Source organism: Stenotrophomonas sp. FBCC-B152, from assembly GCF_059134105.1.
Map to the genome: position 1 here is coordinate 655,230 of NZ_CP101442.1, position 25,121 is coordinate 680,350.

A 25,121-nucleotide genomic window follows, 5' to 3' on the forward strand; every position below is an offset into this window, starting at 1 on the left:
TCAGATACCCAGCATGCGGCGCAGCGATGCACGATCCGCACCGCTGTCGGCAAAGTCGTCGAAGGAACGTTCGGTCACGCGGATGATGTGGTCGCGGATGATGGCGGCGCCCTCGCGCGCGCCGTCTTCCGGGTGCTTCAGGCAGCACTCCCACTCCAGCACCGCCCAGCCCGGGAAATCGTACTGCGCGAACTTCGAGAAGATCGCCTTGAAGTCGATCTGGCCGTCGCCGAGCGAACGGAAGCGCCCGGGACGATCGATCCAGTCCTGGTAGCCGCCGTACACGCCACTGCTCGCACTGGGGCGGAACTCCGCGTCCTTGACGTGGAAAATGCCGATGCGCGGGTGGTAGCGGTCGATGAAGCCCAGGTAGTCGATCTGCTGCAGCAGCAGGTGGCTGGGGTCGTACAGCATCTTCGCGCGGGGATGGTGGTCGACCACGTCGAGGAAGCGCTCGAAGGTCGCGCCGTCGTGCAGGTCTTCGCCCGGGTGGATCTCGAAGCACAGGTCCACGCCGCAGGCGTCGAAGGCATCCAGGATCGGGCGCCAGCGGCGGCCAAGTTCGGCGAAGGCTTCTTCCACCAGGCCCGGCGGGCGCTGCGGCCAAGGGTAGAAGTACGGCCAGGCCACCGCGCCGGAGAAGGTGGCATGCGCGGTCAGCCCCAGGCGCTGGCTGGCCTTGGCGGCCAGCAGCAGCTGCTCCACGGCCCAGGCCTGGCGAGCGGCAGGGTCGCCGCGCTTGTCCGCGGGCGCGAAGCCGTCGAACAGGGTGTCGTAGGCGGGGTGGACCGCCACCAGCTGCCCCTGCAGGTGGGTGGACAGCTCGGTGATCTGCACACCATGCCCGGCCAGCATGCCGGCGATGTCGTCGCAGTACGCCTGGCTGCGCGCGGCCTCGGCCAGGTCGAACAGGTGCGGCGCGCTGGTGGGCACCTGTACGCCAGAATAGCCCAGGCCCGCGGCCCATCCGGCCAGCGTGTCCAGCCGGTTGAAAGGCGGTGTGTCACCGATGAACTGCGCCAGGAACAGCGCCGGACCCTTGAGCGTCTTCAACGTGATTCACCCTGATGCAATCGATTGCATTACCCTAGCAGGACGTTCCGCAAAACCTGTTGTGCACTGCACAGCGAAAACAAGAACCCAGTAACCATGGCAACCATCTACGACATCGCAAAGCACGTCGGCGTTTCCGCAGGGACGGTGTCCCGTGCGCTGTCGCGGCCGGACAAAGTCCTGCCGGCCACCCGTACGCGCATCGAGCAGGCCGCCGCCGCGCTGGGCTATGTGCCCAATACGGTGGCCAGGACGCTCAAGACCCAGCGCAGCGGCAAGCTCCTGGTGACCGTGCCGGACATCGCCAACCCGTTCTTCGCCCAGATCCTGCAGGGCGCGGAAGAGGCAGCGCAGGCGGTGGGCTACGCGGTACTGCTGGGCGATACCCAGCATCGCCCCGAGCGCGAAGAGCGCTATGCGCAGATGCTCCGCCGCAACGAGGCCGACGGCATGATCGTGCTGGGGCATCGCCTGCCGCCGACGGCGCGCGAGATCGTGCAGCAGCAGGGCGCCACCGCGCCGGTGGTCAATGGCTGCGAATTCGACCCTGCGCTGGGCATCCCCAGCGTGCACATCGACAACGCCGCCGCCGCGCACGCGGTGATGGAGCACCTGTACGGCTTGGGCCATGAGCGGATCGCCGTGGTCGGCGGGCCGCCCGACAATCCCCTGCATGAGCAGCGGCTGGAAGGGGTGCGGGCTGCCGGCAAGGCGCGCGGTCGCCTGCGCAGCCTGAGCGTGGTACCGGGGGATTTCTCCGTGGAATCCGGTCATGCGGCGGCAATGGCGCTGTTGGCCGGCGCGACCGTGCCTACCGCCATCTTCTGCTTCAGCGACCAGATGGCGCTGGGCGTGCTGGCGGCGTGCCGCGATCTGGGCATCCGCGTGCCCGATGCGCTGTCCGTGGTCGGCTTCGACGACCTGGCATCGTCCCGCTACCTCACGCCCGCGCTCACCACCATCCGGCAACCGATGCGCGAGATCGGCGAGCGCGCGGTCAACCTGCTGCTGGCCATCATCGAAGGCGTGGATGTGCCGCTGCAGCAGACGCTGGAATTCAGCCTGATGGTGCGGGGCTCCACCGGGGCACCCAGGTAGAGCCACGCAGGAACGGCTCTACCGGCGAACGCAGCTTGCTCCCGATTTGCCCAGGCTGGGTTCGAACTCCAGACCCACGCGAGTGTCTTCGTTTTCTCTGTAGATCAGCGACCTGCAGCGTTCGCCCTCGGCCTCGAAGTCCTGGTAATAGCGGGCGCCGGCCTCCGGCGCAACACTGACTGCTGCGCTGCAACTGATGGTGACGTAGCCGTTGCTGGATACGAAGTTGCTGCCGATCGTCACGCGTTCCCCCGCAGGTATGCTCGCCCGCCCGTCCCGGGCGGGACGCAGGATCTGCGGCGCGCTGTTGGCGCAGATCCACGTCACGCCACCGGGGGCCACGCGCAGCGATGCGGCGGGCTTGCCCTGGGGCAGGCGGTAAGTGCCCATGCAGCCAGTGGCAAGCAGCATGAGCACGGCCGGCCCGAAGAAGCGCAGGGTTGCGTTCAAGACGACTTCTCCTGCGCTTGGCCGGGCTTGACCAATGGCCCGAGTCGCGCGATGAGTTCAGCGCTGGACAACGCCGAGGGTTCGCCCGCCGCTACGGGCAGAATGTAGGCAAACGTTGCCGGCTTGCCGAAGGTGGACTTCACCGTTCGGCCGCTGCTGCGTTTGTCGGCGACTGCGTCGGGAAGGGTGGCGTACAGCACGAAGTGACTGGCGCCCTCGCGCTTGGCTACCTCTGCGCAACGGTACAGCAGGAAATTCTCGACCATTTCGTTTCTGCTGAAGCTGTTGGCCGAGAATCCCACCTTGATCAAGCGGCCCGGGCCCGGTTCGTCCCAGTAACCGCCGGCAAAGCCCAGGATCGGGTTGCGCGCATCGTGATAACCGGTCGCGCACCCGCACAACGCCACGGCGATCATCGCCGCCGCGATCAGATTTCCTTTCACTGGTTGTCCCCTGTACGCGCTTGCGCGGCGGAAGGCCGGCCCCTGCGCAGGCCAGATTATCTGCACGTCGCAGGCTGGCCCGCAAGAGGGACGTGGCGCTCACCAGTCAACGCGGCTCAGTAGGGATGCGCTTTCCCGCAGGCCAGCACGTGGTTGTAATCGCTGGACATGCACTGGTAAAAGGCGCGTTTGTTGCCTTCGGCCGCTTCGCAGTCGGCAGTGGTGAGCTGCGGCAGCAACGCACGCAATGGCGCGGCGGAGGCGTTGAACTGCTCCGCCTCCAGGTAACCGCCGCGCACGTTCTTTTCGCCCACTTCCAGCATGGTTTCCACGCCGTACCGCGCGTTCTCAACAGCCTTGGCGCAGTTCAGTTCGTTCTCGCCGTCGCGCACCTCCAGAAGCTGTTGCGCAATCTGGTCTGCATCGGCCACTGCGCGGTCGCGGGCGCTGGGCGCGGCGGTAGTGGCATCGGCGGCAGACACCATCGGGCCCAGCGCCAGCAGCAGGAATACCGCCGCCGCGCGGCCGGTCCAGCGGGTCGAATGGTTGGGCATGCGGTGACTCCAGGGCGGGAACGCGCGATGATACCGCGCCCCTGTGCTGGGGTATCTCGTTCGCAGTTTCTCCTGCCAACCTCTGGAATCCACCATGATGCGATTCGTCTTGTGCGTACTTTCGCTGTTTGCGTTCGTTGCCCCCGTCGGGGCCCGGGATTTCGTCAAGAAAAGTGCCACGCAGTCGGTTTCCCTCCCGGAGCCCGACAAGGCGCAGCTGATCTTCCTGCGCCCGTCCTCGCTGTTTGGCGGCATGTACACAATGTTGAGCGAGGTAACCCCCGACGGCGACCGTTTCATCTCGGCCATCGGCGGCAAGGACAAGGTGGTGTACTCCACGGCCCCCGGCAGGAAGATGTTTGTCTCCAACGATGGCATGCGCGTGCATTTCATGGACGCCGACCTGGAGGCAGGCCGGCGCTACTACGTGCTGGTCCGTCCCGTGTATGGCAATGGCTACCAGCTGCGGCCGATCCGCCGTGATGCGGGCAGCGACTACAGCATGGACAACCCGGATTTTATCAACTGGGTCCGGCAGAGCCGGCGCGTGGAAGCATTGGGCAGCGAGCCGCCGATGCCGGCGCGGGCCTTGCCGCAGCTGGCAAAGGCCCGTGAGCCGGGCTGGGCCAGCTGGCTGGCCAAGACGCCGGCCGAGCATGCCGAGCTGACCCTGGAGCGCGCCGACGCTGTTGATCGTTGATCACCCAATGGGTCATCGCCAGCCTGCCCGTGAACGGGTAGGCTGCGCGGGACAGATTCCAAGGGAGTGGAGCGTATGTGGCGACAGATGGCAGCGGTGCTGGTGGTGATGGGGCTGGTGACCGGGATCACCCATTTCTTCAGGGTTTCCTTCGTCGCCAAGGCCTCGTTCGCCTTCGAGGCCGGTGATGTGATGGCGGCCATGGTTGGGATGTGGATGGCGCTGCTGGGTGGGCTCATCTCACGCCGCTACGGGTTCGCCCTTGCCGTTGCGGGCATGTATCTTTTGATGTGCTGCCTGGCAGTGCACTTCGTCAGCCGGTTCATGGACGACGGCTTTGCGGGTGCCTTCCTCTTGAACGGCTGGAACATCGCGGCCTACGTTTTCAGCGGCATGCTGGGTGCCTGCGTCGGCGTGTTCATCGGTAGTGGCAGGCGACGCGCCCGTGGGCGCGTCCTGCCCGGCGCCTGAGCAAGGCAGGCTCCACTCAGCGCGTGCTGCCCGCCACGACGCCGCTGCCTTCGCTTTCCGTCGCCGCCAGCGCACGCCACCACGGTGTGCCCGCATGCGGCGCGGAAAGATCCATGCGTTCGCCCATTTCCGGCGTGGACAGCGCGATGCCACGGTCCTTGGCCAGCGCGCTGACCCGCTCGAACGGTTCTTCCCACCGGTGCATGGCCAGGTCGAAGGTGCCGTTGTGGATCGGCACCAACCACTTGCCGCGCAGGTCCTGGTGCGCCTGCACGGTCTGTTCCGGCTGCATGTGCACGAACGGCCACTTGGCGTCGTAGGCACCGGTTTCAACGAAGGCGACATCGAACGGCCCATAGCGTTCGCCGATGCGCTTGAAGCCGTTGAAGTAGCCGGTATCGCCACTGAAGAACACGCGCAGGTCACTGTCCAGGATCACCCACGAGGCCCACAGCGTGCGGTTGCCATCGCGCAGCCCGCGGCCGGAGAAATGCTGGGCCGGGGTGGCGGCGAAGCGCACGCCATCGACCTGGGTTTCTTCCCACCAGTCCAGCTGCACCACGCGGTCCTGCGGTACGCCCCAGTCGATCAGGCGGTCGCCCACGCCCAGCGGCGCCAGGAACACCTGCGCACGCGTAGCCAGGTACTTGATGGTCGCGCGGTCCAGGTGGTCGTAATGGTCATGCGAGAGCAGCACGCCACGGATCGGCGGCAGGTCCTGCAGCGCGATCGGCGGGGCGTGGAAACGCTTCGGGCCCATCCATTGCACGGGCGAGGCGCGCTCGGAGAACACCGGGTCGGTCAGCCACCAGCCACCGCGCAGCTTGATCAGCAGGGTGGAATGGCCCAGCCGGTACATGCTGCGGTCCGGCGCTTCGGCCAGCGCCTGCGCGGTGAGCGCGCGCACCGGTGGCGCCTTGGGCGGGGTGGTGCCCGGCGGGCGGTTGAACATGAACTCCCAGAACAGCTTGAGCGTGGCGCCGAAGGATTCCTTCGGCTTGGCGGCCACGTTGGTGAACTGGTCGTCGGCGCGTTGCGGCGAGGTGTCGTAAGAGGCGATAGGCACGGTGAAGGTCATCCCGATCAGAACGGTGAGGGCGAAGGCGGCAGCGAGTACAGGCAGGATGCGCATGCGTCTCCTTTATGGTGAGTGCGTACGCACTCATTTAATGGGTACGAAGAATCAACGTTGAATGCCCTTCCAGAACAGGTCGAAACCGGCCTGCTGCAGGGTGTCGCGTTGGTCGGGCTGGGCGGCCATGGCCTCCAGGGTGGTTTCAAGCAGGCTGATCAGCACCCGGCCCAGGTAGAACGGAATGCGATCCGGGTCGATGTGGCGGGCCAGGCTGGCTTCCAGCGTCTGCAGCGTGGTGCCGAACAGCCCGGCGCAATGGGTGCGGGTGCAGTCGGTGATGCGTTCGGACACCTTCAGCTGGCGCAGTGCCATGCGGTCGATCGGATGCGCCGCGCCCCACACCAGCAGCGCGTTCCAGACATGCTGCAGCTGGTCGCGGACCTCGGCATGGGCCGGGAAGGTGCCACCCACCGCCAGCGCCAGGCGCTCTTCAAGGCGCACGAACAGCGCATTGAGCAGCGCGTCCTTGGTCTCGAAGTAGGTGAACACCGTGCCCTCGGCGACCTTGGCCGCCTTGGCGATCTGCGCGGTGGACGCGCCCACGCCCTGTGCCGCCACCAGTTGGGCGGCAGCCGCCAGGATCGCATCGCGTTTCGCTTCGCTGAGGGGGCGGGCCATGACGGAATATAAGTGAGTGACCACTCATTTATAGGGCGCCGGCCGCCGGGATGCAAGGGGGCAGCGCACAGGACGGGGCGAGCGTTCAGCTCGCCCCTCGGCCCGTGGCGGCCCATCAGTTGGTGCGCAGGGTCTCCAGTTCCTTCAACCGCTTCATCGCATCCTGCGCCTGCAGCAGGCTGTAGTTGATGCCGCTCGGGTTGAGCGTGCTGCCGGGCTGGTACGGGTAGCTGGCGAAGTCGGAGAAGAACGACTTGATCAGCCCCTGGATGGGCACCAGCAGCCACATCTGCTGGCCAATGAAGCCCATCGCGCCGCCGCCTTCCTCCAGCCCGCGCTCGTAGGGATCCATGCGCAGGTTGGTGATGGTCGCCCACGCGGTGACCTCGCGCTTGGCGGTGGCGATGTTGCCGTGGCTGGCCACCGCGAAGCTCACCTTCCAGTCGGCATAGCGCACCGCGTTGAGGTTGCCGCCCTGGTCGAAGTAGTACAGCGCCTGCCGTGGGCCGGCATCCACCTTGCCGTGGAAGTACGGGCCGAAGTCATAGCCATCCAGGTGTACCTTGAAGGTCTTCTTCTTTGTCTTGAAGCCCTTCTTCATCTTGCCCACTACATCGTCCACGCCGGCGGCCGCACACAGGGTGGGGAACCAGTCGATCAGCGAAATGATGTCGTTGTAGGCGGTACCCGGTTCGATCACGCCCGGCCAGCGCACCATCATCGGGATGCGCATACCGCCTTCCCAGGTAGTGCCTTTCTCGCCTCGGAACGGCGTCATCGCGCCGTCCGGCCACAAGGCGATTTCCGCGCCGTTGTCGGTGGTGTACAGCACGATGGTGTTGTCGGCGACGCCCAGCTCGTCCAGGTGGTCAAGCAACTGGCCGACGTGACCGTCGTGCTCCACCATGCCATCGGCATGCAGGCCCTTGCCGCTGAGCCCTTCGGATTCCGGCTTGAGGTGGGTAAAGATATGCATGCGCGTGGTGTTGAACCAGACGAAGAACGGCTCATCGTTCTCCACCGCATCGCCAATGAAGCTCTGCGCGGCGTCCAGGAATTCTTCATCCACGGTGGGCATGCGCGCCTTGTTGAGCGGGCCGGTGTCCTGGATCTTGCCGCCGGCATGCGAGTGGATCACCCCGCGCGGGCCGTACTTCTTCTTGAACGCCGGATCCTTGGGGTAGAAGTAGCCCTCCGGTTCTTCTTCCGCATTGAGGTGGTACAGGTTGCCGAAGAACTCATCGAAGCCATGGTTGGTGGGCAGGTGCTGGTCCTGGTCGCCCAGGTGGTTCTTGCCGAACTGGCCAGTGGCATAGCCTTCGGTCTTGAGCACATCGGCAATGGTCGGCATCCACTCGGCAATGCCGTGCGGGTCGCCCGGCATGCCGATGGTGAGCAGGCCGGTGCGGAACGGCTCCTGCCCGAGGATGAAGGACGCGCGCCCGGCGGTGCAGCTCTGCTGGCCATACGAATCGGTGAACAAGGCACCTTCGTTGGCGATGCGGTCGATGTTGGGCGTCTGGTAGCCCATCAGGCCGCGCGTATAGGCGCTGATCTGCGGAATGCCGATGTCGTCACCGAAGATGACCAGGATGTTGGGCTTCTTCGCCTTGGTCGCCTTGAGTGCCTTGGACGCCTTCTTGGGTGCCTTGGATGCCTTCGTAGCCATGGTGTCTGCGCCTGCGGTGGGTGTGCGGGAGGAGGGTTGATCGTGGCCCGGGTGGCATGTCTGCTGCATCGGTAATCTCCCGCAAACGGCTCAGTACTTTTGCGGTGCCCGCCACTGCCATCACGTTGCTGACTCTGCGGCGAACCGGCTATAACGCGCCCAGGCACCTGTATGGGCATCGATGTGGCAACTACCCGACGCAAGGCCGTTCCCGCCCCACCTACCGGAACCCCGCGCCTGCTGGCCGGCGGCAACCCGCAGATTCCCAAAGGCGAGGGCGATGCCCCCGTGCAGGCGTGGATCGCGGCAATACCCGACTGGAAGCGCGACGCGGCCCGGCAGCTCGATGCGCTGGTCGTGGCGGCGGTGCCGGGCGTGCGCAAGGCGGTAAAATGGAACTCGCCCCTCTATGCAGCTGGCGATGACGGCTGGTTCCTGAGCATGCATTGCTACGCGCGCTACATCAAAGTGGCGTTCTTTCGTGGCAAGGCGCTGGATCCGGTGCCGCCGGAGGCTTCCAAAAGCCAGGACACGCGCTACCTGCACGTTGTCGAGGACGCGCCGCTGGATGTGAAACAGTTCACCCGCTGGGTGAAGCAGGCCAGCCGGCTTCCCGGCGAACGGATGTAACCAATCCCTTTCTTTCAACGTTGATCAGGACCCGGTCATGCCCCGTGCCAGCACCCGCAGCAAGCCGATCGCCACCGCCACCGCCGCACCGGAAGACGCCGCGCAGCAGATCGATGCAAAGATCGCCGCGCTCGACGACTGGCGCGGCAAAACCCTCGCGCAGCTGCGCAGCATCATCCACAAGGCCGATCCCGACGTGGTAGAGACCGTGAAGTGGCGCGGGGTGCCGGTCTGGGAGCACGACGGCATCCTCTGTACCGGCGAAACCTACAAGGCTGCCGTGAAGATGACCTTCGCCCACGGGGCCAAGCTGGACGATCCGAAGGGGCTGTTCAATTCCAGCCTGGAAGGCAACACCCGGCGTGCCATCGACGTGCATGAAGGCGAGAAGATCAACGAGGCGGCGCTGAAGGCCCTGGTCCGGGCGGCGGTGGCCTTCAATACGGCCAAGGCAAAAGCGAAGGAATCACCCTCTCGCTGATCGCGGCGCGCTGCGCCGCCGCCCTACCAACGGTAGGGCGCTACCGCCGTGGCTGCCACGGTAGGTACCCACCGTTGGTGGGTACGGATCCTGGAGGTGGCACCTGTCGTCAACTTCGGCAAAGATGGTGCACTGCACGATCGCCGCGCGCGCCCGTGCATCCCCCATGGAACCTGGAATAGCCTGTGCTGAGTGTTGTTGGAGTAGTGCTTGCGTTGTACGTGGTGTGGCGCTTGATCTGGCCGCTGAAGGTGCCGGTGTCGGTGCGTGGCCCGCTGGGGTTGCTGGTGCTGGCGCTGGCGCTGCACCACCGGATCGTGGCGCGGTTCGCCGGCACGATGGCCTCGCCGGAGATTCCCAAGGCGGCCCTGGTGGTGCTGGCCAGCGGCTTCACCGCCCTGCTGCTGGTGGCGGTGTTCCTGCTGGTGCTGGATGCGCTGCTGCTCGGTGCGCGCCTGCTGCGGCTGCCGCGCGCTGCCGACGCATTACGCCGCGGCTGGCTGCGCCCGGTCGCCGGTGGGCTGGCGCTGGTGCTGGGCATCTGGGGCGTGCAGCAGGGCATTGCCGTGCCGCAGACCCGCCAGATCGACGTGACCATTGCCGGCCTTCCGCAAGCGTTCGATGGGTATCGCGTGCTGCAGCTCACCGACATCCACGCCAGCCGCCTGCTCACTGGCGACTGGGTGGCCAAGGTGGTGGCCGAAAGCAACGCGCTGAAGCCGGACCTGGTGGTCATCACCGGTGACCTGGTCGATGGCAGCGTGAGCGCCCGTGCCAACGATGTGCGAAGCCTGGGCCAGCTGCAGGCGCCGGACGGGGTCATCGCCATCACCGGCAACCACGAGTACTACGGCCAATACGCGCAGTGGATGCAGGCGTTCCGCGGGCTGGGCATGCAGGTGCTGGAGAACAGCCACACCCAGGTAACGCGCGATGGCGCGGTGCTGACCATCGCCGGCGTCACCGACCCGGTGGCGGCGCGCTACGGCCTGCCGATGCCGGATCTGGCCGCGGCGCTGGCGGGCGCGGATCCTGCCGCACCGGTGATCCTGCTCGACCACCGCCCGGGCGAGGCCCAGGCCAACGCGGCCAAGGGGGTGAAGCTGCAGTTGTCCGGGCATACCCATGGCGGCCATATCGTCGGCATGGACCAGCTGGTAAAGCGGGCAAACGGCGGCTATGTGTCCGGGCGCTACGAGGTCAGCGGGATGACCCTGTATGTCAGCAACGGCGCCGGCTTGTGGCCGGGGTTTGCCGCCCGCATCGGCGTGCCGTCGGAGATCACCTTGGTGACGTTGCGGGCGCGCTAGACAGCGTGCCGACCAACGGTCGGCCCCTACCGAGCATGGTGGCCTGCACCAGCTCCGGTGCCAGCGCGTGGGCCACGGCCATGCGCAGCATTGCCGGGCTGATATGCCGGCGGTGCACGTGGTCGATGGCGGCCATGTACAGGCGACCGAAACGGTTATGGGTGCGCACCCGCGTGCCCAGCGCGATCACTGCCGCGCCATCGTCCAGCAGCTGCACCCGCACGCAGGAACGGAACCGCAGGTGGCGGTCGTCGGCGCCCAGCAGCACTTCGGCGCTGCGGTCGCCAGCGTCCACGCGCTGCGCATGCACCGGGAAGCGCCCGGCGAACAGCGTGCTGCGATCAGTGGACAGCAGCGAGGAGACCGGGCAGCCCAGCGGTGAGGTACGCAGCTGCAGCGGGGCCACCAGCACGTTGCGCAGCGCCATCAGGCGCCCCACGCTGGGCGGCGGATTGAGCAGGAAACCGTCCAGCACCGCTTCCAGCACCGCGCTGGCCGAGCGGCTGGCCACGCTGTGCGCGGGTAGGGTAAGCGTGTTGTAGTCCTGGTGGTCGTTGCCTTCCACCAGCGCCTGCTGCAACAGCGAGTCGGCCGGCGGAGCGGGCAGCGCCTGCACCGGATGCGGCGCCGCGCGGCGCCCGATGTAGCCGTGCGCCGGGCGCAGCCGGCCCAGCAGCACCCGCAGTGGGCCGACCAGGTCACGGGTGCGCGCGCACAGCCCGGCCAGCATCGACCGCGAGGGCGCCCGCAACGACAGGCTCACCACCGGCACGCGGGACAGGTCCGCCTGCGCCAGCAGCTGCTGCAGCGCGGGCGGCAGCGTATCGGTGAGGCTGGGGATGTCGGCGTTGTCGGCATCGATCTGCGCGCGCTGCGCCTCGGTCAACGCACCGCTGCGTTCGTTGGCATGGCACGACAGCGCGAACAGCGCCGGGTGGCGCGGGTGGCGCGAGACGAACTGGTGCCAGGTGCCGCTGCCGAAGCGCACCGTGAACAGGCAATCGGGCGGGATGTCCACGCAGCGCAGCGCATGCAGGAACGCGGCGGGGTCGCGCTGCAGCTGCGCATCGGACGCGGTGGAAAAGCGCAGCTGCGCACCGCCGCTGCCGGCGATGGCGGTGAACATGCGCGGCCCGGCATGGCGGTGGAATGGATGCCCCTGGCGCCCGACCGAGAACGAATACAGCGACGAGGCATCGTCATGGGCCAGGTGCATGCCGCCCAGCCGTGCGGACGGCTCGTCCAATGCGTCCACGAAGGCCGGGTGCGCGGCCTGGCGCAGCCCGGCATCGCGCAGCAGCTGGTCGCCAGCCCCGATCCCGAGCTGGGTGATCAGGGCCACTTCAACCGGGCTGCCATCGCCGTAAGAAGGCAGGCTGATGCTGGGGAACGAACGACTCACGCGGTGGGTGTCCAGCATGCCGGTCTCCTGGTGGCAGGGCTCAGGTCGAAGGGGTGGGTTTGCGTTTGGCGCGCGCGCGGCTTTCGCGCTGCAGCGGGCCGCCGACCGGGCAGACTTCGGCGGCCCAGGCGAACAACGTGTTGGTCAGGCGGTCGGGCACCTGGCGGAAATACACGAACTGGCCGCGCTTCTCGCGTTCGATCAGCCCGGCATCCTCGAGGATGCGCAGGTGGCTGGACAGCGCCGGCTTGCTGAAATCGAAGCGTTCGCCCAGTTCGCCCGCAGTCAACTCGCCACCGTTGAGGTAGGCCAGGATCTGCCGGCGCGCGGTGGAGGCCAGGGCCTCGAAGATGCGGTCCATTCGGATAGTTAATTAATTCGTTAACTAATCCTGCGCCGCCGCGCGCGGGCCTGTCAAGTGCCTGGGCCAGCGCCGCACCGTCACCAGCGCGTAATACGCAGCGCTTACCTTGCGCCGCACTTCAGGGGTTGGGGCGGCACAGTGGCCGAGCAGGCAAGAGGGCGGCTGGCGCGGATGTTCGTGGAACACGCGCCGGTGCTTCGGGGGTTCTTCGTGCGCCGGGGGGCGCGACAGGACGCCGAAGACCTGGTGCAGGAGACGTACCTGCGTCTGCTGCGTGCGCACGCGGGGCCGGGCGAGTCCATCGCCAACCCCGAGGCGTATCTGTTCACCGTAGCGCTGAACCTGGCGCGTGAGCAGGCCAGCCGCAGGCGCTGGTCGACCCTGCCGATAGAGGACATCGAACAGCTGGGCCAGGGCCTGGCCAGCGGGGAATGCGTGGAAGATGCCGCCGAACGCGAACAACGCAGCCAGCGCCTGCAGGCGCTGCTGGCCACGCTGCCCGAACACACCCGCGCCGTGCTGGTGATGCAGTACCGCGATGGGCTGAGCTACAAGCAGATCGCCGAACGCCTGGGCGTCTCCTCGCACATGGTGAAGAAGCACGTCGTGCGCGGGCTTGCCGTGTGCCGGCGTGCGATGGCTGAGCGCGAGGTGGCGCGATGAGCGAACCGTCGCTGCACCCCTCCGCCTTGACCCAGGCGGCCGCGCAGTGGCATGCGCTGCAACGCCAGGGCGATGTACCGCCCGCGCAGCAGCGCGCCTTCATGGACTGGCTGCTGGTATCGCCCGAGCACCTGCGCGAATACCTGGTGATCAGCGAAACCGCAGGCGCGCTGGGGGAGGCGCTGCGCGCGATGCCGATCGACCTGGATGCGCTGCTGGCGGCACCGGCAGCGCAGGGCACGGGCGACAACGTCGTGCAGCTGCCGGCGCGTCCGTCGCGCGCGGCAGCGCCTGCGCCGGCCCGACGTCGGCGGCTTCCTGGTATCGCTGCCGCGGCCGCGCTGTTGCTCGCGGTGGGCGTCGGCACGCCGCTGGCGTGGCCGCATACCACCCGCTATGTGGCCGCCCATGGCGCGCCGCGCCAGATCGAGCTGTCCGACCACAGTGTGCTTCATCTCAACGCCGAGAGCGAAGTCTCGGTGCGGATGAGCCTGTTCGGTCGCCGCGTTGAACTGGAACGCGGCCAGGCCAGCTTCGTGGTCGCGCCGGACCGGCGACCGTTCGCCGTGCACGCCGGCGGCCTGCAGGTGACCGACATCGGCACTACCTTCGATGTCTCGCTGCTGCGCGAACAGGCGCGCATCGCGGTGAGCGAGGGTCGCGTGCAGGTGCATGGCGATGGCGGGCACGGTCGCCTGCTGGCCGATCTGCCGGCCGGCAAGGTGGCCCAGGTCGACTACCGCGACCAGCGCGTGCAGCTGCGCGATGAGGACGCCGCCAGCATGACCGCGTGGTGGCAGGGCCGCATCGTGTTCCGCGACGAGCCCCTGCGCGAAGTGGCCGATCGCTTCAACCGCAGCAACGTCCTGCGCCTGCGCGTCAGCGATGACGCCGGCGCGCTGCGCCTCACCGGCAACCTGCGCGCCGATGACCTGGGTTCGCTGCGCGCGTTCCTGGACCAGCAGCCGGCGCTGGTCATCCAGCAGCGTGCCGATGGCATCCACGTACGCATGCGCGGCGTGGCCGACGGCGCTGTCAAAAAAAATTCATCGAATTAGCGGTGCCCGATCCACGCCTTGCCGCGTCGTAGTTGGGGAACGCCACCGCCATTCCCTTACTGGATCCCACGATGCGCTGCACTCTGTTCCTTTCGATCGCCCTTGCCCTGCAGGTCACCGCGACGGCCACCGCTGCAGAACCGGCCCGTCTTGCCGCCGATGCCATCGCCTCGCAGCCGCTGGACATGGCACTCAACGCACTGTCGCGCCAGACCGGCCTGCAGTTCGTCTACAACGCGCAGGTGGCCGGCAACCCGCGCACCCCGGCAGTGCCGGCGGGCCTGAGCGCGGAGGCGGCCCTTGACCGCCTGCTGGCCGGCACCGGGCTGCGCTACCGCTACCTCAATGCAGGTACGGTCACCATTGAAGCCGCCACGGCGGGCAACGAGCCCACCTCCGGGGTCATCGCGCCGATGGCCGTGGCCGATGCCGGGGCGGCGCCGCTGCAGGCCTCGGCGGGTGACGTCGCCGCGCCGGGCGCGCAGAACCTGGAAACCATCCAGGTGACCGGCAGCTACAGCCGCAGCCTGGAACAGGCGGTGGACCTGAAGCGCAACAACATCGGCTTTTCCGATTCGATCGTGGCCACCGACGTGGCCGACTTTCCGGAACAGAACCTGGCCGAAGCACTGCAGCGCGTTCCCGGCGTGACCATCGAGCGCAGCAAGGGCCTGGGCACCAAGGTCAACGTGCGTGGCCTGCCGTCGGAATACACGTACGTGTCGATCAACGACCTCGCCACCGCCTCCGGCAGTGGTGGGCGCGATGTGGAGTTCGACATGTTCGCCTCGGAGATCATCCAGCAGGTCACGGTGCAGAAGTCGCCCACCGCTGCCGATGAAGAGGGTGGCATCGCCGGCTCGGTGAAGATCACCACCGCGCGCCCGTTCGATTACAACGAGCGCAAGCTGGTGCTGTCGGCCGAAGGCGCGCACAACAGCATTTCCGAAGAAGTGGACCCGCGCTTCGCGTTCCTGGCCGCCGATACCTGGGGCGACTGGGGCGGCCTGGTGTCGTACTCGCAGTCCAAGCGCACCAACCGTACCGATTCCACCTCGGGCATCAACTTCCGCCCGATGTCGCGTTTCCTTGGTGCGTCCGGCACGCGCGGTACCCAGGCCCAGGCCGTGCTGGCCCGCGATGCCGGTGTGAACATCGTCAACCGCACCGACACCGATGAAACCAACCTGGTGGTGTTCCAGGACAAGGTCGGCGACCGCGTCTACCTCAACGAGCAGGACAAGTGGGGCGCCACCGCGTCGTTGCAGTACAAGCCGAGCAGCAGCTTCAGCCTGACCTTCGATGCGATGCTGGGCGGCTACGATTCGACCGAAGACGAGTACGACGCGGCCGCCTATTCGGCGTCCAGCCGCAGCACCCTCGACACCATCCACGAATACGATGCCAGCACCCTGTCCGAGTACGGCATGGTGGTGCTGCGCGATGTGTCCTACACCGCCACCCAGCACGAAATGCTGAGCAAGGAGCGGATCAACAAGACCGATTACAGCCAGTACAGCGTGGCCCTCGACTGGAAGGGGCAGGACTGGTACATCGACGCCATGGCCGGCTACTCCGGTGCGGAGAAGACCTCGGACTTCTCCAACCTCAAGCACGTTGCCTACGCACCCTCGCGCACCCGCTGGACCGGCCGCAGCGGTGAAACCATCCCCAGCACCCCGGGCGGTTTCGACATGTACAACGCCTCGGACAAGTACCTGTTCGAAGCCTATGAAACCACGCTGGAGAAGGTGGACGACGACAAGTACGCCGCCCAGGTCAACGTGACCCGCATGCTGGACCTGGCCTTCCTGCCGGCACTGCGTGACGTGAAGTTCGGTGCGCGCTACACCGACCGTTCCAAACAGCGCCAGTACGGCGAACTCAAGATCACCGGGCCGACCGCCGGCAGCAGCGCCTGGGTGAACACCCGTACCCTGGCCGACAGCCCGCTGCAGTGGATCGGCGACATTGTTCCCGGTGGCGACTACACCATCAAGGATCTGGACTGGCAGCAGGTGTCCAACGATTACGCGCGCCGTGCCTTCCGCTACGACGGCTTCTACACTCCGTTCGACGCTGGCCAGTTCTACCAGGTCGATGAGAAGGTGACGAGCGTGTACGCGATGGCGGACTTCGCCTTCGATATCGGCCACGTACCGGTCAACATCAACGCAGGCGCGCGTTACGTCGATACCAGCGTCACCTCGTTCGGCTACCACCCCATCCAGCGGCCCGATGGCAGCACCGGCTACACCGATACCCCGGTGTCCAAGGATGGCAGCTACGACGACCTGCTGCCCAGCTTCAACATGACCGCCGAACTGGCCCAGGGCCTGCTGCTGCGCGCGGCCGCGTCCAAGACCATGATGCGCCCGGCGCTGACCGACATCGCCTACAAGCGCACCGCCAGCTGGAGCTCGTACCGCTTCACCGATGGCAACCCGGAGCTCAAGCCCACCTACGCCAAGCAGTGGGAAGTGGGCCTGGAGAAGTACCTGGACAACGGCGCGCTGTTTGCCGCCTCCTACTTCCGCAAGAACATCGACGGCGTGGTGATCAACTCGCTCACCGGCGTGGTCGAGGATGTGGCGGTGTACAACGCCAACGGCACCCTCAACGGCATCTTCGATTTCGACGTGTACCAGCCGGTCAACGCCAAGGGCTCCTACCAGGTGGACGGCGTGGAGCTGGTTGCGCAGCTGCCGCTGGGCATGTTCCACCCGGTGCTGGAAGGCTTCGGCGTGAACGCCAACTACACCGTGCTGGACAGCTCGCTGGCCGGTGAATCCGACCTGGGCATCCGTACCCCGATGCCCGGCCTGGCCGAGAAGACCTGGAACCTCACCGCGTACTATGAGAATGACCGGTTCGATGCCCGCGTGTCCTACAACCATAAGGACGAGTACGTGGAATCGATCGGCTACGACATGTACCCGATCTGGCGCGATGCCTACGGCCAGATGGATGTGTCGATCGGCTACCGGATCACCGACAACATCAAGGTCAGCCTGAAGGGCATCAACCTGACCAACGAGATCACCAGCGGCTACACCATGGATCCGTCGTTCCCGACCATGTACGAAGCCTCGGGCCGCCGCATCAGCCTGGGCCTGCGCGCGGACTTCTGATCATGCAAACCCTTCTTCTGCTGGCGCTGCTTGCGGCGCCGGCCACGGCATCGCCTGCCGATCCTGATGCCGGCCGCGATTGGCAGCCCGGCGACCACCACGTGCACAGCGAATGGAGCGTGGACTGGGACCGCAGCACCACGCCGCCCACGCCCATCCGTGGCGGCGACTCGACCTACACCCGCAGCCACAACGCCGGGCGCGCGCGCCATTTCGGGCTGCGCTGGATGGTGCATACCGACCACGGCGGCCCCGGCCACTCGGCGGTGACCCGCGACCATGCCTATCCGGCGCTGCTGCAGGCCCGGCAGGACGTGCCTGAGGTCATCCAGTTCAACGGCATGGAATTCGATGTGCCGGCCGGTGAGCACGCCTCGCTGATCATCGCGCCGGGCGCGCGCGAAGCCGAACAGCTGGTGACGATCGAACGCGACTACAGCCGTGGTGAGCCGCTGCAGGAGGGCAGTCGTGATACCCACCAGCACATGCTGGATGCCTTGGCCCACATGCGCGGGTTGAGTCCGTTGCCGCTGATGCTGATCAACCATCCCTCGCGAACCACCACCGGGGTAGGGCAGTGGGGTGAAGTTGAGCCGGCTGAGCTGAAGGCCTGGCACGCCGCTGCGCCGCAGGTGCTTGTGGGCATGGAGGGTGCCCCTGGGCACCAGGCCACCCGCACCGAGCGCGGCCTGTACCGGAATGCGGCGGCACCGACATTCGGCGGCTTCGACCAGATGACCACGCAGGTGGGTGGCGTATGGGACCAGATGCTGGCCGATGGCACCCGCTTCTGGATCACCGCCAGTTCCGATTCGCACGTGAACCAGCGCGATGGGGGCAGTGACTTCGATCCGGGTGAGTACAGCAAGACGTATGTGTGGGCGCGTCCGGAGGCCGATGACATTCTCGGTGGCGTGCGCGGCGGCCGCATGTTCGCGGTGACCGGGGACCTGATCGATGCGTTGGAGCTGACCGTGCAGGCGGCCGATGGCAGCGGTGGGGTGGGGCGCATGGGCGAAAGCGTGGCAGTGGCAGCAGGCACACCGATGCGCGTGCAGTTGCGGGTGCGAACGCCCGAGCGCGCCAATGCAATCGGGCAGCATCCAGCGCTGCGTCAGCTGCAGTTGATCGTCGGCAGCGGCAGCGGACAATCGCCGCAGATGCAGACCCGGCGTTTCACCGCGAAGGACTGGAAGCAGGAAGGCCAGTGGTACGAAGTGACGTGGACACTGCCGGCACCGCTCGGCGGCGGATTCGTACGTGCACGCGGCAGCAACACGGATGAGCCGACGCCTCTGGCCGACATCAAAGGCGAAGATCCCTGGCAGGACCTGTGGTTCCATTCCAACCCGGTGTTCATCGGCAACACCGCACTGCCGTGAACGCCACGGCAGGGCCCGTGCACGATCCGGTCACGGGGCCCGGCCGAGGCTGGGAGCACCCGAATCCTGCACGGACCCTGCCATGACCACCCTCACCCTGCACGACCTGGCCAAGAAAATGGCTGGCATCGACTTCACCATGCTGCAGACTTTCGCCGACAACGGCGAGATCTCCGGCCGCCCGATGAGCAACAACGGCGATGTCGATTACGACGGTGACAGCTGGTTCTTCGCGCTCGATAGCACCGACATGGTGCGGGAGCTGCAGGCCGAACCCAAGGTCGCGCTCAGCTTCACCGGCAGCAAGGGCCTGCTCGGCAAGCCGCCGCTGTTCGTGTTCGTGCAGGGCAAGGGCCGCATCATCCGCGACAAGGAAGTGATGCGCGAACACTGGCAGAAGAGCCTGGAACGCTGGTTCGAACAGGGCGTGGACACCCCCGGGCTGGTCCTGATCCACGTCCACGCACACCGCATCCATTACTGGGACGGCGAAGACCAGGGCGAGATCCAGGCCTGAGGAACGACGGACATGCACGCCTCCTCCGGCCCGCTGGTCGGCTGCGCGGGCTGGTCCATTCCAGGTCACTACGCCGATCTGTTCGGCCCAGGGGAGAGCATGCTCGCGCGCTACGCCACCCGGTTCCCGGTGGTGGAGATCAATTCCTCGTTCCATCGGCCCCACAAGCCCGGTACCTACGAGCGCTGGGCGGCCAGCGTGCCGCCCGCGTTCCGTTTCTCGGTCAAGATCCCGCGCACGATCTCCCACGATTCGGCATTGGTCGGCGTGGGACCGTTGCTTGACCGCTTCCTGGACGAGTCCAGCGCGCTGGGCACCAAGCTCGGTGGACTGCTGCTGCAGCTGCCGCCCTCATTGGCGTTGGACACCCGCCGCGCCTCAAGCTTCTTCCGTGCGCTGCGCAGGCGCAGCGAGGCGCCGCTGGCGTGCGAGCCGCGCCATGCCAGCTGGTTCACCGACGCGGCCGACGCGTTGCTGCTGCGGCACGGCGTCTCGCGGCTGGGCGCCGATCCAGCGCGTGTGCCGGCGGCTGCGCAGCCGGGCGGTGCATCGACATGGCGCTATTGGCGCTGGCACGGCGCACCGCGCATGTACTACAGCGATTACGACGATGCGGCGTTGGACGCGCTGGCAGGCCAGGTGCGCCAGGCACGTGGACCCCGCTGGGTCATCTTCGACAACACCGCGCACGGCTTCGCCGTTGCCAACGCCGCGCGCCTGCAGGAGCGGTTGAATGCCTGAAGGTCCCTCGATCGTCATCCTGCGCGAGGCGGCGGCGAAGTTCCGTGGCAAGACCGTGCGGCGCGCGCTCGGTAACAGCGCCTTGGACCTCACCCGCATGGAGGGCCGGCGCGTGGTCGCGCTGCGCAGCTGGGGCAAGCATTTCCTGGTCGAGTTCAGCGGCTTCAGCCTGCGCGTGCACATGCTGATGTTCGGCAGCTACCGCATCGACGAACGCAAGCCGTCGCCCCCCCGGGTTTCGCTGCAGTTCGACAACGGCGAGCTGAACATCTATGCCTCGTCGCTGAAGTACATCGAAGGCAGGCTGGACGAAACCTACGATTGGCGCACCGACGTGATGAACGATGCGTGGGACCCCCGGCTGGCCCGGCGCCGGCTGAAGCAGCAGCCAGAGATGCTGGTCTGCGATGCACTGCTGGACCAGGAGCTGTTCGCCGGCGTCGGCAACATCATCAAGAACGAAGTGCTGTTCCGCCAGCGGGTGCACCCGGAAAGCACGGTGGGAGCGCTGCCGCCGCGGGTACTCGGCAGGGTCATTGCCGACGCCCGCGCCTACAGCTTCCTGTTCCTGGAATGGAAGCGCGCCTTCGAGCTGAAGAAGCACTGGCAGATCCATACCAAGCGGATCTGCCCGACCTGCGGCGGCCCGGTTTCCAAGACCTACCCCGGCAAAAGCCGGCGGCGCACCTTCTTCTGTCCAAATTGCCAGATCCGATACTGAGTGAAGGGCGGAAACCGCCCGTCCTGTAGGATGGCTGCGTCCCACGCCGTTTCGCGCGTCCTGCGCGGCCACTACGGTCGCCCGCTTCGCTCCCCATTTGAGCCGTCCCATGGAGCGCACATGCCGGGCTATACCACCCGCATTCTCACTATTGCCGTCAATGGCCACGAGTTCCGTATTCGTGCCCTGAGCGACCTGCAGCAGTTCGCCGATCCCACCGGCCGCGCCGAACGCGCCGGCATCCATTCCTCGCTGTGGAGCCTGTTCGGCCAGATCTGGCCCGCCGGCCGGGTGCTGGCCGAGACCATGAGCCAGTACGAGGTGGCAGGCAAACGGATCCTGGAGCTGGGCTGCGGGTTGGGTCTGTCCAGCCTGGTGCTGGCCCATCGTGGCGCCAACGTGGTGGCCAGTGACCACCATCCGCTGGCCGAATCGTTCCTGGCCTACAACGCCGGGCTCAACGACCTGCCGGCCGTGCATTACCGCGACCTGCCCTGGGAGATGCCGGATACGTCACTGGGTCGTTTCGATCTGATCATCGGCAGCGACGTGCTGTATGAGCGCGGCCATGGCGTACAGATTGCCGCGATGATGGAACGCCACGCCAAGCCCACCGCCGAACTGCTGCTGACCGATCCCGGTCGGGGCAACATCGGCGGCTTCTCGCGCGCCATGGCCCTGCAGGGGTATGAAGCCACCGAACAAGGCGGCTTCGGCGAAGACGAAAGCAGCTCGCCAGGGCGCGGCCGCCTGTTGCGCTACGCCCGTACCGCGTAGAGCCACGCCCTGCGTGGCTGCAGGGTGTCCGACGAAGCGCAGCCACGCAGGGCGTGGCTCTACGACGACACGGTCTGCAGATCGTTTGTCGTAGGCTCCGAACCCATGACCAGCCCACCCCCGGCCACACCCACCCGCTCCATGATCGTCGCCGGCCTCTCCACCGTGGTCGAGTGGTACGACTTCACCCTGTACCTCTACCTGGCCACCGTGCTGTCGCGGGTGTTCTTTGGCGGCGGCGACAACGCCCTGCTGGCCACCCTGGCCGGATTCGCGGTGAGTTACCTCATGCGTCCCCTCGGCGCGCTCTGCTTCGGCCACCTCGGTGACCGCTTCGGCCGGCGCTACATGCTGCTGGCCTCCATGGCCCTGATGACCGTGGCGATGCTGGCCACCGCGCTGCTGCCCACCTTCGACAGCATCGGCGCCACCGCCGGCGTGCTGTTGCTGCTGCTCCGCTGCGTCATGGCGTTCTCGGTAGGCGGCGAATACACCGGCGTGGTGGCCTACCTGCTCGAAAGCGCACCCCTGCGCCGGCGCGGACTGGTCACCTCGCTGGCCTCCGCCGCGAGCGAAGTGGGCGCCCTGCTTGCCGTGGCACTCTCGGCACTGACCGTGGCGCTGCTCAGCAGCGCCCAGCTCGATGGCTGGGGCTGGCGCATTCCCTTCTTCATCGGCGCCGCCCTGGCTGGCGCGATCCTGCTCGCGCGCTCGACCATGCACGAATCGCCCGAGTTCGAACGCCAGGTGGCCGCCGGCACCGTACCCACCTCGCCGATCCGCGACACCTGGCGCTTCCACCGCGGCGCGGTCGCGCGCACCTTCGCCATCTCCGCCCTGGGCTCCATCACCTACTACGTAGGCATCACCTACGTGCCCGCGTTCCTCGGCTCGGCCAGCGACATCGGCGAATCCAAGGCACTGTGGCTGTCCACCATCGCCGCCGTCGCCGTGATCGGCGTGACCCCGCTGGCCGGCGCATTGTCCGACAAGGTCGGGCGCCGACCGGTGCTGATCGGCCTGGCGCTGCTCTCTGCGTTGCTGCCGCTGACCATGTTCGGCCTGATGGCCACCGGTAGCGCCGTCCAGATCGCCTTGGCCGCCGTCGTGCTGGCCTGCCTGGCCGGCGGCGTCAGCGCCGTCGCCGCACCGGCCACCGCCGAACAGTTCCCCGGCGAAGGCCGGCTCAGCGGCCTGGCGCTGGGCGTGACCATGGCCACCGCCTTCTTCGGCGGCGCCACCCCGTTGCTGGCCGAACTGCTCGTACGCCACACCGGCTGGGCGGCCGCACCCGGCGCGATGATCGCCGCCGTCGCGCTGCTGGTATTGCCCGTGCTGTGGGGCCTGCGCGAAACACGCCCGACGTAACGCGGGGTTACGTGCCGCCTTGCGTGGGTAACGGGGCGGGGACGTTCAACAATCCCCCGGCTGCCACATACGCGGCCAACGCCTGGCCCTGGCTCAGCAGGTGCCGTTCCATCGTGCGCTCGGCCGCCTCCGCATCGCGCCGGCGGAAACATTCCATCAACTCGCGATGCTCCGCCAGCGACTGCGCCGTACGCCCCGGCGTCAACAACTGCCGGCCGCGATGCATCTTCAGAATGCGGTGCAGATCATGCGTGATCCGGATCAACCACGGATTACCGGCGTAGTGCTGCACCGTCTCATGGATCAGATAATTGTTGCGGTAGTAGTCAGCGATGTTGCCTTCCGCCGCCGCCGCCTCCATCGCCGCATGCAGCGCCTCCAACTGCTGCACCCCCGCATCATCGATGTGCTTCACCGCCTCATGCGCGCAGCGCCCCTCCAGCATCGCCATCACCGGAAACAGCTGGTTCAGATCCTCCAGCGTCAGCCGCGTCACCCGCGCCCCACGCCCCGCATCGATCTGCACCAGCCCCTCCGCCGCCAGCAGCTTCAGCGCCTCACGCAACGGCGTACGGCTGATGCCCAGCTCCTCGCAAAGCCCCGGCTCATCAATCCACTCACCCGGAGGCAAGCGATAGTCATAAATGCGCTCACGCACATGCTCGGCAACCTCTTCATAAAGAGGCGCGCGCTTCTTGGGCGAACGAGGAGCAGGAGCAATAGCCATGATCGAATTGTATTCGCTCTTCCCTAGGGCCACCAAAACACCGTCAAAGGCGGGTCGGGGCGGGTTTGCGGGGGTGTGAGCCGCATGGATGCGGCGACCAAGCCCCCATGGACGGGTTCACGGCGTCCCCCGCAAACCCGCACCGTCCCGCCAAGCCGCGGAGGCCTTGGCAATGGGCTTTTGCCGTTGCTGTTGCTTTCGAAGTTGCTTCAGCTCTACATCCAGCCAGGAACAACAAACAGCAGCCATGCCAACAGCGGCCCAAACACCACCACCAGCCCGCTGTACACCAGGAACCGGCGGAACAGCGACTCGCGCTCTTCCTTGGCCGCCGACGCCACCACCAGCGCACCGTTGGTCGAGAACGGACTCACATCCACGATCGTCGACGACACCGCCAGCGCGCAGATCACGCCCGCCGCGCCCAGATGCCCCTGCAGCAGGAACGGCACCGCCAACGGAATCGTCGCGCCCAATACCGCCGCCGACGACGCAAAGGCCGACACGATCCCGCCCACATAACAGACCAGCAGCGCCCCCAGCAGCGGAATACCGATGTTCGACACCCCGTTGCCGATGAAGTCCACCGAACCGGCCTTCTCCAGCACCCCCACATACGTCACCACACCGCAGATCAACAGCACCGTCGACCAGCTGATCCCATCCACCGCACCCTTCTGGCTGGCCGGCGACAACAGCGCCAACACCACCGCCACCGTGATCGACACCAGCCCCACATTGAGGTTGTAGATCAACGCCGCCACGCCCAACCCGACCAGCCCCACCAGCGTGAACAGCCGCTCGCGCGTGATGCCCACCGCCTCCAGCGCATCCGGATCGTTCGACAACGTCCCGCCGCCCGCCGACACCAGCGCCCCGTGGCCCTCGATCGCGAACTGGCGCGACGACGCCTGCGGCCCACCGGCCAACGCCAGCTCACCGCCGCCCATCGCCACCGCACCGCGCCGCATCAACGCTACCCCGCCGAACGCGAAGAAACAGATCGTCGCCATCATGAAGTTGAAGCCCAGGCTGGTCAGGAACACCGCCATCTCCGTCACTTCCAACCCCGCCTTCTGCACCACCCCGTTGGTGATGCTGCCGTACACACTGATCGGCGAGAACCCACCCGCCTGCGCGCCATGGATCACCAGCAGGCCCATCATCAGCGGGTTGATCTTGTATTGCTTCGCAAACCGCAGCGCCACCGGCCCGATGATCGCCACCGCCGCCGGACCCAGCGCACCGAACGCCGTCAGTACCGCCGTGACCACGAACATCACCCACGGAATGGCCACGATCCGCCCGCGCACCGCCCGAACCGCCCAGTGCACCAGCAGATCGATCGTCCCGTTCTTCTGCGCGATCGCAAACAGATACGTAATGCCGACCAGGGTCAGGAACAGATCGCCAGGGAAGCCGCCCAGCACCTCCTTGCCTTCCATCCCCACGAAGATGCCGCCGATGATGAAGGCCAGCGCAAACGCTACCGCACCCATGTTGATCGGCAGGGCAGTGGCGATGATGAACATGATCACCAGACCGATGATCGTTGCAATTTGTGGACTCATGCGCCCTCCCAGACACGTGATTCGCGTACCGCACGGATGGGAACCCGCCATCCACGGGGTGTGGCGTGCTACAGGTGGAGCCAACCG

26 protein-coding genes are annotated in these 25,121 nt (G+C 66.8%); 15 read left to right on the plus strand and 11 right to left on the minus strand.

Features of this window, described 5'->3' with window-relative positions; translation table 11 throughout:
* A complete protein-coding gene (locus tag NMB40_RS03225; RefSeq protein WP_494360128.1) occupies positions 1-1,053 on the minus strand; it encodes a sugar phosphate isomerase/epimerase family protein in 1,053 nt (350 codons plus the stop codon).
* 96 nt (positions 1,054-1,149) lie between these two features.
* On the opposite strand from NMB40_RS03225, the gene NMB40_RS03230 reads away from it, so the two are divergent.
* On the plus strand, positions 1,150-2,151 hold the full coding sequence (locus tag NMB40_RS03230; RefSeq protein WP_494360129.1) for a LacI family DNA-binding transcriptional regulator: 1,002 nt from the start codon (positions 1,150-1,152) through the stop codon (positions 2,149-2,151).
* A gap of 18 nt (positions 2,152-2,169) precedes the next feature.
* Here the strand turns inward: NMB40_RS03230 and NMB40_RS03235 are convergent, their stop codons facing one another.
* The 3 genes from NMB40_RS03235 to NMB40_RS03245 form a co-directional block, all read right to left on the minus strand.
* Positions 2,170-2,601, minus strand: coding sequence for a hypothetical protein (locus tag NMB40_RS03235; protein ID WP_494360130.1), 432 nt, complete (start codon positions 2,599-2,601; stop codon positions 2,170-2,172).
* Positions 2,598-3,044, minus strand: coding sequence for a CC0125/CC1285 family lipoprotein (locus tag NMB40_RS03240; protein ID WP_494360131.1), 447 nt, complete (start codon positions 3,042-3,044; stop codon positions 2,598-2,600). Before NMB40_RS03240 ends, NMB40_RS03235 begins: the two co-directional genes overlap by 4 nt.
* A gap of 116 nt (positions 3,045-3,160) precedes the next feature.
* On the minus strand, positions 3,161-3,598 hold the full coding sequence (locus tag NMB40_RS03245; RefSeq protein WP_494360132.1) for a hypothetical protein: 438 nt from the start codon (positions 3,596-3,598) through the stop codon (positions 3,161-3,163).
* A gap of 94 nt (positions 3,599-3,692) precedes the next feature.
* On the opposite strand from NMB40_RS03245, the gene NMB40_RS03250 reads away from it, so the two are divergent.
* Together NMB40_RS03250 and NMB40_RS03255 are read left to right on the plus strand one after the other, a co-directional pair.
* Complete coding sequence (locus NMB40_RS03250; protein ID WP_494360133.1) at positions 3,693-4,298, plus strand: hypothetical protein; 606 nt, start codon at positions 3,693-3,695, stop codon at positions 4,296-4,298.
* Between the two features lie 87 nt (positions 4,299-4,385).
* Complete coding sequence (locus NMB40_RS03255; protein WP_494360134.1) at positions 4,386-4,769, plus strand: hypothetical protein; 384 nt, start codon at positions 4,386-4,388, stop codon at positions 4,767-4,769.
* Positions 4,770-4,785: 16 nt separating this feature from the next.
* Here NMB40_RS03255 and NMB40_RS03260 read toward each other — a convergent pair whose 3' ends face one another.
* The 3 genes from NMB40_RS03260 to NMB40_RS03270 form a co-directional block, all read right to left on the minus strand.
* The gene (locus NMB40_RS03260; protein ID WP_494360135.1) at positions 4,786-5,901 is read right to left on the minus strand and encodes an MBL fold metallo-hydrolase; all 1,116 of its coding nucleotides are present in this window, start codon (positions 5,899-5,901) and stop codon (positions 4,786-4,788) included.
* A gap of 51 nt (positions 5,902-5,952) precedes the next feature.
* The gene (locus NMB40_RS03265; protein WP_494360136.1) at positions 5,953-6,522 is read right to left on the minus strand and encodes a TetR/AcrR family transcriptional regulator; all 570 of its coding nucleotides are present in this window, start codon (positions 6,520-6,522) and stop codon (positions 5,953-5,955) included.
* A 115-nt stretch (positions 6,523-6,637) separates the two neighbouring features.
* On the minus strand, positions 6,638-8,191 hold the full coding sequence (locus NMB40_RS03270; RefSeq protein ID WP_494360137.1) for an arylsulfatase: 1,554 nt from the start codon (positions 8,189-8,191) through the stop codon (positions 6,638-6,640).
* A gap of 171 nt (positions 8,192-8,362) precedes the next feature.
* Between NMB40_RS03270 and NMB40_RS03275 the strand changes: the two genes are divergently transcribed.
* From NMB40_RS03275 to NMB40_RS03285, 3 genes are all read left to right on the plus strand, one after another.
* A complete protein-coding gene (locus NMB40_RS03275; protein WP_494360138.1) occupies positions 8,363-8,821 on the plus strand; it encodes a DUF1801 domain-containing protein in 459 nt (152 codons plus the stop codon).
* A 37-nt stretch (positions 8,822-8,858) separates the two neighbouring features.
* Positions 8,859-9,302 (plus strand): DUF1801 domain-containing protein, encoded by a 444-nt coding sequence (locus NMB40_RS03280; RefSeq protein WP_494360139.1) that lies wholly within the window; start codon positions 8,859-8,861, stop codon positions 9,300-9,302.
* 185 nt (positions 9,303-9,487) lie between these two features.
* Positions 9,488-10,612, plus strand: a complete 1,125-nt coding sequence (locus NMB40_RS03285) for a metallophosphoesterase (RefSeq protein ID WP_494360140.1) — start codon at positions 9,488-9,490, stop codon at positions 10,610-10,612.
* On the opposite strand, the gene NMB40_RS03290 is transcribed toward NMB40_RS03285, so the two are convergent.
* On the minus strand, positions 10,584-12,032 hold the full coding sequence (locus NMB40_RS03290) for a DUF2867 domain-containing protein (protein WP_494360141.1): 1,449 nt from the start codon (positions 12,030-12,032) through the stop codon (positions 10,584-10,586). The genes NMB40_RS03285 and NMB40_RS03290 overlap by 29 nt on opposite strands.
* A 22-nt stretch (positions 12,033-12,054) precedes the next feature.
* Positions 12,055-12,375 (minus strand): metalloregulator ArsR/SmtB family transcription factor, encoded by a 321-nt coding sequence (locus tag NMB40_RS03295; RefSeq protein ID WP_068850041.1) that lies wholly within the window; start codon positions 12,373-12,375, stop codon positions 12,055-12,057.
* 174 nt (positions 12,376-12,549) lie between these two features.
* On the opposite strand from NMB40_RS03295, the gene NMB40_RS03300 reads away from it, so the two are divergent.
* The 9 genes from NMB40_RS03300 (at position 12,550) to NMB40_RS03340 (ending at position 22,736) form a co-directional block, all read left to right on the plus strand.
* Complete coding sequence (locus NMB40_RS03300) at positions 12,550-13,041, plus strand: RNA polymerase sigma factor (protein WP_494361030.1); 492 nt, start codon at positions 12,550-12,552, stop codon at positions 13,039-13,041.
* On the plus strand, positions 13,038-14,099 hold the full coding sequence (locus NMB40_RS03305) for a FecR family protein (protein ID WP_494360142.1): 1,062 nt from the start codon (positions 13,038-13,040) through the stop codon (positions 14,097-14,099). The genes NMB40_RS03300 and NMB40_RS03305 overlap by 4 nt, the downstream gene beginning before the upstream one ends.
* Positions 14,100-14,170: 71 nt before the next feature.
* Positions 14,171-17,230, plus strand: coding sequence for a TonB-dependent receptor (locus tag NMB40_RS03310; RefSeq protein ID WP_494360143.1), 3,060 nt, complete (start codon positions 14,171-14,173; stop codon positions 17,228-17,230).
* Positions 17,231-17,232: 2 nt separating this feature from the next.
* Positions 17,233-18,612, plus strand: a complete 1,380-nt coding sequence (locus NMB40_RS03315) for a CehA/McbA family metallohydrolase domain-containing protein (protein WP_494360144.1) — start codon at positions 17,233-17,235, stop codon at positions 18,610-18,612.
* Positions 18,613-18,694: 82 nt separating this feature from the next.
* Positions 18,695-19,129 carry a pyridoxamine 5'-phosphate oxidase family protein gene (locus NMB40_RS03320; RefSeq protein WP_494360145.1) on the plus strand — a complete coding sequence of 145 codons (435 nt, stop codon included), beginning with the start codon at positions 18,695-18,697 and terminating at the stop codon, positions 19,127-19,129.
* Between the two features lie 12 nt (positions 19,130-19,141).
* Positions 19,142-19,870 (plus strand): DUF72 domain-containing protein, encoded by a 729-nt coding sequence (locus NMB40_RS03325; protein ID WP_494360146.1) that lies wholly within the window; start codon positions 19,142-19,144, stop codon positions 19,868-19,870.
* Entirely contained in the window at positions 19,863-20,591 is a 729-nt protein-coding gene (locus NMB40_RS03330) for a DNA-formamidopyrimidine glycosylase family protein (RefSeq protein WP_494360147.1), read from the plus strand. Before NMB40_RS03325 ends, NMB40_RS03330 begins: the two co-directional genes overlap by 8 nt.
* Before the next feature lie 120 nt (positions 20,592-20,711).
* Entirely contained in the window at positions 20,712-21,368 is a 657-nt protein-coding gene (locus tag NMB40_RS03335; RefSeq protein ID WP_494360148.1) for a class I SAM-dependent methyltransferase, read from the plus strand.
* A 105-nt stretch (positions 21,369-21,473) separates the two neighbouring features.
* Positions 21,474-22,736 (plus strand): MFS transporter, encoded by a 1,263-nt coding sequence (locus tag NMB40_RS03340; RefSeq protein ID WP_494360149.1) that lies wholly within the window; start codon positions 21,474-21,476, stop codon positions 22,734-22,736.
* A 7-nt stretch (positions 22,737-22,743) separates the two neighbouring features.
* Here NMB40_RS03340 and NMB40_RS03345 read toward each other — a convergent pair whose 3' ends face one another.
* Together NMB40_RS03345 and NMB40_RS03350 are read right to left on the minus strand one after the other, a co-directional pair.
* A complete protein-coding gene (locus NMB40_RS03345; protein ID WP_494360150.1) occupies positions 22,744-23,463 on the minus strand; it encodes a GntR family transcriptional regulator in 720 nt (239 codons plus the stop codon).
* A gap of 215 nt (positions 23,464-23,678) precedes the next feature.
* The gene (locus tag NMB40_RS03350; protein WP_068850068.1) at positions 23,679-25,034 is read right to left on the minus strand and encodes an SLC13 family permease; all 1,356 of its coding nucleotides are present in this window, start codon (positions 25,032-25,034) and stop codon (positions 23,679-23,681) included.
* Positions 25,035-25,121: the final 87 nt, after the last annotated feature.